Source organism: Pseudomonas sp. GM33 (assembly GCF_000282295.1).
Taxonomy (GTDB): domain Bacteria; phylum Pseudomonadota; class Gammaproteobacteria; order Pseudomonadales; family Pseudomonadaceae; genus Aquipseudomonas; species Aquipseudomonas laurylsulfatiphila.
The window spans coordinates 1-8,624 of record NZ_AKJO01000198.1; the positions used below are offsets into that span (position 1 = coordinate 1).

The following is an 8,624-nucleotide window of genomic DNA, read 5'->3' on the forward strand; positions in this document are numbered from 1 at the left end:
GCACGCTCGACTGTCCGTTTCTAGCTGTGGATTCAACCGATCGAGCTTCAGCTGCACGTCATGTGTATGAGGGCCGATCGGCCGGTTCAACTGATCTGGAAAAAATTCAAATTCCAGTGAAAATTACCGGCTCAGCCCACAAAGCTTTGCATCAATTGGTTACATTCATAGAATAAGATGATCAATCTGCCTCGTTTCCGGGTAACCCCATGGCGATCAACTTTGACCTCAATGACCTGCAAGCCTTCCGTGCCGTGGTCGAGCAGGGCAGCTTTCGCAAGGCCGCCGATACGGTGCGCATTTCCCAGCCCGCGTTGAGCCGGCGGATCGAAAAACTCGAAGATGCCCTTGGCGTGCGCCTGTTCGAGCGCACCACGCGCAAGGTCAGCCTGACCCAGGCCGGACGGGGTTTCATGCCCAGCGTCGAGCGCCTGCTGGACGATCTGGACGTGGCATTGCTGGGCATCAGCGAAGTCGCTTCGACCCGGCTCGGCCATGTCACGGTCGCCTGTGTACCCTCGGCGGCTTACTACTTCATGCCGCGGGTGATCGCGCACTATCACCGGCTGTTTCCGCGGATCAAGGTCAAGGTGCTGGACTCCAGCGCCCATGACGTCTTGAGCGCGGTGGTCAATGGCGAAGCGGATTTCGGCCTGAGCTTCATGGGCACGCTGGAAGCGGAAGTGGATTTCGAGCCCCTGGTGCAGGAAGGGTATGTCGTGGCGTGCCGGCGCGATCATCCGCTGGCGGGGCGCAGCAGTGTCACCTGGGACGAGTTCTATCGGCAGGATTACATCTCGCTGGATAAAACCTCGGGCAACCGCTTTCTGCTGGATCAGGCACTGACTGGTGTGGTGCCGCAGCGGTCGAGTATTTGTGAAACCCGTCATGTGACCACCATGATTGGTCTGGTGGAGGCCGGGTTGGGCGTGGCGGCGGTGCCGTTGATGGCGATGCCGGCGGCTGATCATCCGATCCTGACGCGGGTGCCGCTGACCGATCCGCAGGTGATGCGCAGCGTCGGTCTGATCAAGCGCCGGGGTCGAACCCTGACCCCGGCGGCATTGGAGCTGGAACGGCTGGTGGTGGAGATGAAAGTCCTGCAGCCGTCGGTCAGCGACTGACCGAGTCCAGTCCGGTCGCTTTCACATCCGGTTGAGCCTGGGTCGAGGCCATATATTCCAGCAAGGCTTTTGCTTCGGCCGGGTGCTGTGCCCCTACCGGGATGCCGGCGGCAAACCGGGTCACCGATTGCACGGACTCCGGAATCTTCGCCACGAAACTGACCCCCGGCACCGGCAACAATTCGCTGACCTGCTGAAAGCCCAATTGATAGTCGCCGGTGGCAACCACGGAGCCCACGGGGATTTTCGGCACCATGGTCGACTTGGGCTTGAGCTGGTCTTCGATCCCCAGGCGCTTGAACAGCTGTTGCTCGATGTACACGCCGCTGGCGCTGTCGGAGTAGGCCACTGATTTAGCGTCGAGCAGGGTCTTTTTCAGGCCCTCGACATTGCTGATGTCCGGCTTCGGTGCGCCTTCGCGCACCACCAGGCCAATGCGCGAATCCGCCAGTTCGACCCGTGAAGCAGGGTCGACCTTGCCTTGTTTGATCAGATCGTCCAGTGCGTAGCCGACCATGATCACCACGTCGGCTTGCTCACCCCGGGCCAGGCGATTGGGGATCGCTTCCGGGGCCTTGCCCATGGAGGGACCGAGCGCGGTGTCGAGGGTGTTGCCGGTGGCGGCGGCGAACTTCGGGCCGAGGATCTTGTAGGCCGCCGTGAAGCCGCCGGAGGTCATCACACGGATCTCTTCAGCCTGGGCAATGCCGCTCAATCCAAGGCTGGCCACCAACGCGATGGCCGCAAAACCGAACTGTTTTTTCATGATTGTGTTCTCGATCAAGGGCAGGTTCACGACGCCACCGGTTGCAGGTGATTCGAGGCGCGGCGATAGAGCAGGAGCGTCGCGCACAACGCGCACAGTGCTGCAAAGCTCATCCAGTAGCCCGGCGCCGCCTTGTCGCCGGTGTACTGGATCAGCATGGTCGACATCGCCGGGGTGAACCCGCCGAACACGGCCGTGGCCAGGCTGTAGGCGAGGGAGAAACCGGCCACCCGGACCTCCACGGGCATGATCTCTGTCAGCGCCGGGATCATCGCGCCGTTGTACAGGCCGTAGATGAACGACAGCCACAACAGCACCAGCAGCATGTGGATGAAGCTTGGCGCGTTCACCAGGTAGGTCAGCACCGGGTAAGTGGTGGCGATGGCCAGCAAGGCCATGGCGATCAACACCGGGCGTCGACCGATACGGTCTGAGAGTGCGCCGCCAATCGGCAGCCAGATGAAATTCGAAACACCCACCAGCAATGTCACCAGCAGCGCATCGGACGTGCTCAGGTGCAGGACGGTTTTACCGAAGGTCGGTGCGTACACCGTGATCAGGTAGAAGGCGGTGGTGGTCAGGGCGACCATCATCATGCCGGCGAACACGATCAGCCAGTTTTGCCCCAGGGTTCGGAACACCTCACCCATGCTCGGACGGTGTTTACGGGTGGCGAACTCTTCAGTTTCTTCCAGGTTGCGGCGCAGCAGAAAGATGAAGGGCACGATCATGCAGCCGACGAAGAACGGAATCCGCCAGCCCCAGTCGGTAATCACACTCGGCGCCATCCACTGGTTCAAGGCGTAACCCAGTGCGGCGGCGACGATGATCGCCACTTGCTGGCTGCCCGACTGCCAACTGGTGAAAAAGCCCTTGTGGCCGGGTGTGGCGATCTCGGCGAGATACACCGACACGCCACCCAGTTCCGCACCGGCGGAAAAGCCCTGCAGCAACCGCCCGATCAGCACCAGGGCCGGGGCGAACAAACCGATGGTCTCGTAACCGGGCACCAGCACTATCAGGATCGTGCCGCTGGCCATGATCGACAGGGTCACGATCAAGCCTTTGCGTCGACCCACGTCATCGATATAGGCACCCAGCACCACGGCGCCCAACGGACGCATCAGGAAGCCTGCACCGAACACGGCGAAGGTCATCATCAGCGAGGCGAATTCGCTGCTGGCCGGAAAGAACACGGCAGCGATCTGCGTGGCATAGAAACCAAAAAGAAAGAAGTCGAACTGTTCGAGGAAGTTGCCCGAGGTGACCCGGAAGATTGCGCTGGCCCGGGAGCGACCGGCAGTCGCGGGCCGTTGGATTGATACTGTCATTGATCTGTACTCCACCGCTTTTATGACGTGCGCCGGCTGGACGCGGCGCACGGTTCTTATTAGGGCGGATAGTGGAGCAGGGGCATCGATATGTTAATTGCATTGTTGACATGCATTGATGCGCGAAGTGGATCAATGCATTCGAGGAGCAAACGCTATTGGCTGTGTGCCCGCACCACGCTCTCGGTGCCCAGCCGATACTGATTGTTCCCGCTGCGCTTGGCCTCGTACATCGCCAGGTCGGCAATGTGCAGCAGGCGGTCAATGCTCGGCGCATGATCGGGGAACACGGCGACGCCCAGGCTGGTGCCGATGTGGCGCTGGTCGTTGCCGATGGTGATGGGCGGGGAGAGCTCGACGAAGATTTTCTGGCAGATGCTGCGCGCTTCGTCCTGCAGGCTGTTGCCTTGGGGCAAGTCCTGGAGGATGACCACGAATTCGTCGCCACCGATCCGGGCGACGGTGTCGGTGCCGCGCAGGATGCGCTTGAGCCGTGTGGCGGTAGTGACCAGCACGCGGTCGCCGGCCGCATGGCCATAGCGGTCGTTGATGGCCTTGAAACCATTGAGATCGACAAACACCAGCGCCACCCGCGTTGCGCTGGCGCGCGCCTGCTCCAGCGCTTCGGACAGGCGCTCTTCGAGCACCAGGCGATTGGGCAGGCCGGTCAGCGGGTCGAAATGGGCCAGGTGCTTGAGGTAGTTGGCCGAGGCCTTTTCTTCGGTGATGTCGCGTACCACGCCCATCATCTTGATCGTTTCGTCGTGGTCATTCTTGACCACATTACCGGTTTCCCGCAGCCAGCGGATCGTGCCGTCAGGCCAGACCACGCGGTACTCCTCATCATGGTTTTCGCCGGTTTCCAGGCAGCGCAGTTCGCCCGCCCGGACCCTCAGCCGGTCGTCGGGATGCACGCAGGAGCAGAACAGAGCGTAGGAAGGCGTCACTTCGCCGATCTTGAACCCGAACATGCCGAAAATCGCGTCGGACCAGTACAGGCGGTCGGTGTCGACATCCCAATCCCAGGTGCCGATGCGAGCGAAATACTGGCTGCGCTTGAAGCGCTCGACGTCGCCATCCTGGTGGATGTTCCGGCCTTCGGACAAGCTGTTGATGATTTCGCGGTACTGCGCCAGTTGCTTGTGCAGCGAGCGCTCGCGCCAGACCAGCGCGACGATCAGGGTGAGTGTCATTGAACCAAGGATGACGCTGGTCCAGAGCAGGATCATTCGGGCATGGCCATCAGGGCGTTGAACCGTACGGGTAATAGTTGATTATTTTAGTTCAGCCAACAGCTTTGAACGCAGCGCGGGCAGACGGCAATGGTTGCCAATCGCGGGCAAATCTGGGAAAACGGCGCCCATCAGGCCCTTGAGGGCGAGTGAGCATACGAGTGAATTCAATGAATGACGAGCTTCAGGTAATCGATCTGCAGTTGGGTGACGGAAAAGCCGCGGTAAAAGGCGCGCTGATCACCACCCAGTACCGTGGCTGGCTGGAGGACGGAACCGAATTCGATTCTTCCTACAGCCGGGGCAAACCCTTCCAGTGCGTGATCGGCACCGGGCGGGTCATCAAGGGCTGGGACCAGGGCATCATGGGGATGCAGGTCGGTGGCAAGCGCAAGTTGCTGGTGCCGGCGCACCTGGCCTATGGCGAACGCACCATGGGCAAGATCACGCCGAACTCGAACCTGATCTTCGAAATTGAATTGCTGGAAGTGCTGACGCGGGATGATTGACCGTCAGGCCTGAAAGGTTTCCCGATAGGCATACAGGCCGGGTGTGCCGCCGGTCATGACGAACAGCACATTGTCCCCGGGGGCGAAGCGCCCTTGCTGCAGGTCGGCCAGTACTCCCGCGAAGGCTTTGCCGGAGTACACCGGGTCGACCAGCAGGCCTTCGGCACGCGCCATCAGGCGTACCGCGTCCTGCATGGCGACAGTTGGCAGGCCATAGCCGGCACCCAGCTGGCTGCCGTCGATCACCATCCCGGCCGTCTGCACCTCGGCGTCACTGCCCAGTAGCGCCAATGTCTCGCGGGTCAGTTGCAGGGTTCTCGCGGCTGATGAGTCCTGGTCGGACAACACCGAGAACGATTTGACCACGCAGGTACCCCGGCCCAGCAACCGGAAGCCCGCCGCGAGCCCGGCATGCGTTCCGGCGCTGCCATTAGGGACCACCACTTGATTGAACGTGAGTTGCAGTTCGGCCTCTTGCCGGGCGATTTCCGCTGCGCAGCGGGCATAACCCAGGCTACCCAGGGGCGTTGAGCCACCGGTCGGCAGCACCATCACCTTGCGTCCGCAATCCCGAAGTTGTGCCGCCCTGGCCTCGGCTTTGGCCAGTGAGTCGGTAACGCCGGCAAACACTTGCATCTGCGCGCCAAACAGCTGGTCGAGCAGCACGTTGCCATTAAGTTCGTAATCCACCTCGGCTTTGGCCACGGCCCGGGTCAGGAACAACTCGCAGGCGATGCCCAGCCGGGCGCACACCGCGGCGGTCAAACGAGCATGATTGGACTGGATGCCGCCTACGGTAATGATCGTATCGATTCCGGCTTGCAGCGCCGCGCCGATGTGGAATTCAAGCTTGCGCAGCTTGTTGCCGCCCGCGCCGATCAACATGTGGTCGTCGCGTTTGAGAAACAGGCCGATCCCCTGTTTGTCCAGGCCCAGCCGTTGTTCGAGTCGCGCAGCCCGCTGAATGGGCGTCGGACCTTGCAGCAGGTCGGCCCGCGCAAAAACACTCAGTGACTTGTCCAGTTGGGTCTGCATCAATCGCGCCTCGTTGTTCACCATGATCCAGGAGACTCTATGGAGAAAGGCCAGCGGGATAAACGCACTTCCCGTCATGACTGTTTTAACCCGGTGTAACTAATCAACCGGGCAGCAGGACTTTTCTGGCGGCTTTGGATAGGCTGGGCCGGGTTTGAAACCAGGATCTGAAGAGGAGAGGGCGGGTTGCCAATCAACGAATACGCCATGGCGATCGAACTGCTGGATGAGTCTTATCGGCACTGGACCGGCGAACATCTGCCAGCACCGTCGTCGCTGGCAGGAAGGGAGCGTCTGCATTGGCTGCACGCCCACGCGCCCTACAGTTTGCTGGCTCACGGTACTGAAGACGACCCACTTTTCTTCTACGCCAATGAACAGGCGCTGGCGTGCTTCAAGTACCCGCGCCCGGAGTTTCTGGGCATGCCCTCACGCTTCAGCGCCTCGCCACTGGACCGCGCCCGGCGCCAGACCCTGCTGGAGCAGGTCACGGCCCATGGCATAGCGCATGGCTACAGCGGTTATCGGGTGGATCGGCAGGGCAATGCCTTCATGATTCATGAAGGCAAGGTGTGGACGCTGGTTGATCAGCAGGGTGTGCGCGTGGGGCAGGCGGCGTTGTTCTGGCCGGATGCTGCACGGGTTGGGCAGTTGGAGTGAGCGTCGATCAAACGATCGGCCCATCCCTGAACAGCGGAATTCGTCCATTGGCGGACGGGCGGTAGTCCCAGGTCAGGCGATCCAGTTCCGGCTTCATCGCCAGAATGTGCCGGACGGTAGCGCCAGCGATGCTCAACGCCAGTGCCAGCCCCGGACATTGATGGCGCCCTGCACCAAAGGTGAAGCTGCGCCGGTTCGGGCGGTCGAGCAGGAGGTCGTCGGGGTTGTCGTTGAGCTGTGGGTCGCGATTGGCCGAGGCCAGCAGCACCAGAATCACGTCCCCGGCATTCAGCCTTGTGCCGTCAATCTCGCAGGGTGCGGCGACGAAGCGACGGGTGTTCTGTACCGGCGGGTCAAAGCGCTGCACTTCGGCCAGCAGATCGTCGACATGGGGGGATTGGCTGAGTAACGGCGGGTGTTGAATCAACGCCAGCACAGTGTTGCCGATCAGCCCGGCCGTGGCGTCGAACGTCTGGGAAAACAGGCCGATCAGGTTGGCGATCAGCATTTGCGGTGCGCCGCCGGTGAAGCGCTGGCGGATGCCAGCAAGCAGGCGGCTGTGGTTGTCCGGATCGGCCAAAAGCTCGACACAGTAACCGCTCAGTTGTTCGGCGGCGACATGGGCGGCAGCCAGCTGTGCCGAGGTGCTCAAGGGCGACAGGCAAGCCACGAAGTCCGCCGTCAGTTCACTGATGATTCGACCCTGAGCCGGGGTGAATCCCAGCAACGCCGCCACCACGCACACCGGCCCACGGAACATGGCGTTGTGCAGGCCGACGGCGTCGGCGGAGATCAACCGGGCGCTGACCAGACTCTCGACTTCCCGCGTATCGATCAACTCCAGCCCTGGCGCAATCGCCGACCGTGGACAACGCTGGCGCTCACCCTCATTCATGCGCATCAATTGGCCGAACACCAGGCCGGCCATGCCATCGGCAATCGCCCTGGGGACTGGCTCCTGCGCGGGGCGAACCTGGCAATCGGCATGCGCCAGCACGGCAGTCACCGCCCGAGCGCTGCTGGCCACCCACATGTTCAGCCCCGGATGGAAAGCCAGCCCGCCTTCGGCACGCAGTTGTGCGTAGTAGGGATAAGGATCGGCATGGGTCACAGCGATGATCGGGTCCATGGGTCACAGCCTTCTGTTGTTGGAAAGTATTGCTACTATCTCCAGTCCGAAAGGGCGTTGATTCGTCCGGGAGCGAAATATGAGCGCAGAACAACACGACATGGGCGTCTCGCAGGTGGCGGCGGCTATCGCGGAGCCAGCGCGGACGAAAATCCTCTGTTCGCTGATGGACGGCCACGCCCGCACCAGCACCGAGCTGGCGGCGGTGGCCGAAGTCAGCGCGTCGACCGCCAGTGCCCACCTGGCCAGACTCAAGGAGCTGGCACTGGTGCGGCTGCACGTCCAGGGACGTCACCGCTATTACAGCCTGGCGGACAAACGCGTCGCCCAGGCCCTGGAAGCGCTGATGGTGATCGGCCAGAACCCGGCGCCGCGCTTCCAGGCGCGGACCCCGGATCGCCTGCAGTTTGCCCGCACCTGCTACGACCACATGGCGGGCACTCTGGCGGTACTGTTGCATGACCGGATGCTCGAAGCGGGCTGGCTGGAGGAAACCGACGAACAGGCCTATCGCTTGAGCGACAGCGGTACGGCAATGTTTCAGGGGCTAGGGATTGAAGTGCAGGATCTGAGCACGCTGCGCCGCCGCTTTGCCTGCCCGTGCCTGGACTGGAGCATGCGTCGGCCGCATCTGGGCGGGTCGCTGGGGGCGGCGTTGCTGCAAACGGCGCTCAAGCGCCAGTGGGTGACCCAGGATCTGGACAGTCGGGCGTTGGCGTTGACGGCGTTGGGGCGCAAGGAGATGGCGGGGCGGTTTGGGCTTGAGTTGCGGTTGGATATCGAGGAGAAGAGCAAAAGATCGCAGCCTGCGGTGAACTGGCCTAATGATCCCGGACAC

Annotated in this window: 9 protein-coding genes; 4 read left to right on the forward strand and 5 right to left on the reverse strand. The window is 62.0% G+C overall.

The features are described from left to right. Nucleotides 1–209 precede the first annotated feature (209 nt). Nucleotides 210–1,124: a LysR family transcriptional regulator gene (locus tag PMI26_RS00115; RefSeq protein WP_007981053.1), complete on the forward strand. Its 915-nt coding sequence runs from the start codon at nucleotides 210–212 to the stop codon at nucleotides 1,122–1,124. Here PMI26_RS00115 and PMI26_RS00110 read toward each other — a convergent pair. From PMI26_RS00110 to PMI26_RS00100, 3 genes are all read right to left on the reverse strand, one after another. Further along, a complete protein-coding gene (locus PMI26_RS00110) occupies nucleotides 1,114–1,890 on the reverse strand; it encodes a substrate-binding domain-containing protein (protein WP_007981055.1) in 777 nt (258 codons plus the stop codon). The genes PMI26_RS00115 and PMI26_RS00110 overlap by 11 nt on opposite strands. A 26-nt stretch (nucleotides 1,891–1,916) precedes the next feature. Then, nucleotides 1,917–3,221: an MFS transporter gene (locus PMI26_RS00105; protein ID WP_007981056.1), complete on the reverse strand. Its 1,305-nt coding sequence runs from the start codon at nucleotides 3,219–3,221 to the stop codon at nucleotides 1,917–1,919. A gap of 155 nt (nucleotides 3,222–3,376) precedes the next feature. After that, nucleotides 3,377–4,450, reverse strand: a complete 1,074-nt coding sequence (locus PMI26_RS00100) for a sensor domain-containing diguanylate cyclase (RefSeq protein ID WP_007981058.1) — start codon at nucleotides 4,448–4,450, stop codon at nucleotides 3,377–3,379. Between the two features lie 173 nt (nucleotides 4,451–4,623). Between PMI26_RS00100 and PMI26_RS00095 the strand changes: the two genes are divergently transcribed. After that, the gene (locus PMI26_RS00095) at nucleotides 4,624–4,962 is read left to right on the forward strand and encodes an FKBP-type peptidyl-prolyl cis-trans isomerase (protein WP_007981061.1); all 339 of its coding nucleotides are present in this window, start codon (nucleotides 4,624–4,626) and stop codon (nucleotides 4,960–4,962) included. A gap of 3 nt (nucleotides 4,963–4,965) precedes the next feature. Here PMI26_RS00095 and PMI26_RS00090 read toward each other — a convergent pair whose 3' ends face one another. Next, nucleotides 4,966–5,997, reverse strand: coding sequence for a D-cysteine desulfhydrase family protein (locus PMI26_RS00090; protein ID WP_007981063.1), 1,032 nt, complete (start codon nucleotides 5,995–5,997; stop codon nucleotides 4,966–4,968). A 186-nt stretch (nucleotides 5,998–6,183) separates the two neighbouring features. Here PMI26_RS00090 and PMI26_RS00085 point away from each other — a divergent pair, with 186 nt between their 5' ends. Then, the gene (locus PMI26_RS00085; RefSeq protein ID WP_007981066.1) at nucleotides 6,184–6,657 is read left to right on the forward strand and encodes an MEKHLA domain-containing protein; all 474 of its coding nucleotides are present in this window, start codon (nucleotides 6,184–6,186) and stop codon (nucleotides 6,655–6,657) included. A 7-nt stretch (nucleotides 6,658–6,664) separates the two neighbouring features. On the opposite strand, the gene PMI26_RS00080 is transcribed toward PMI26_RS00085, so the two are convergent. Further along, entirely contained in the window at nucleotides 6,665–7,786 is a 1,122-nt protein-coding gene (locus PMI26_RS00080; RefSeq protein WP_007981068.1) for a cytochrome P450, read from the reverse strand. A 79-nt stretch (nucleotides 7,787–7,865) separates the two neighbouring features. Here PMI26_RS00080 and PMI26_RS00075 point away from each other — a divergent pair. Beyond that, a partial coding sequence (locus tag PMI26_RS00075) for an ArsR/SmtB family transcription factor (RefSeq protein WP_007981071.1) occupies nucleotides 7,866–8,624 on the forward strand: 759 nt, incomplete at its 3' end.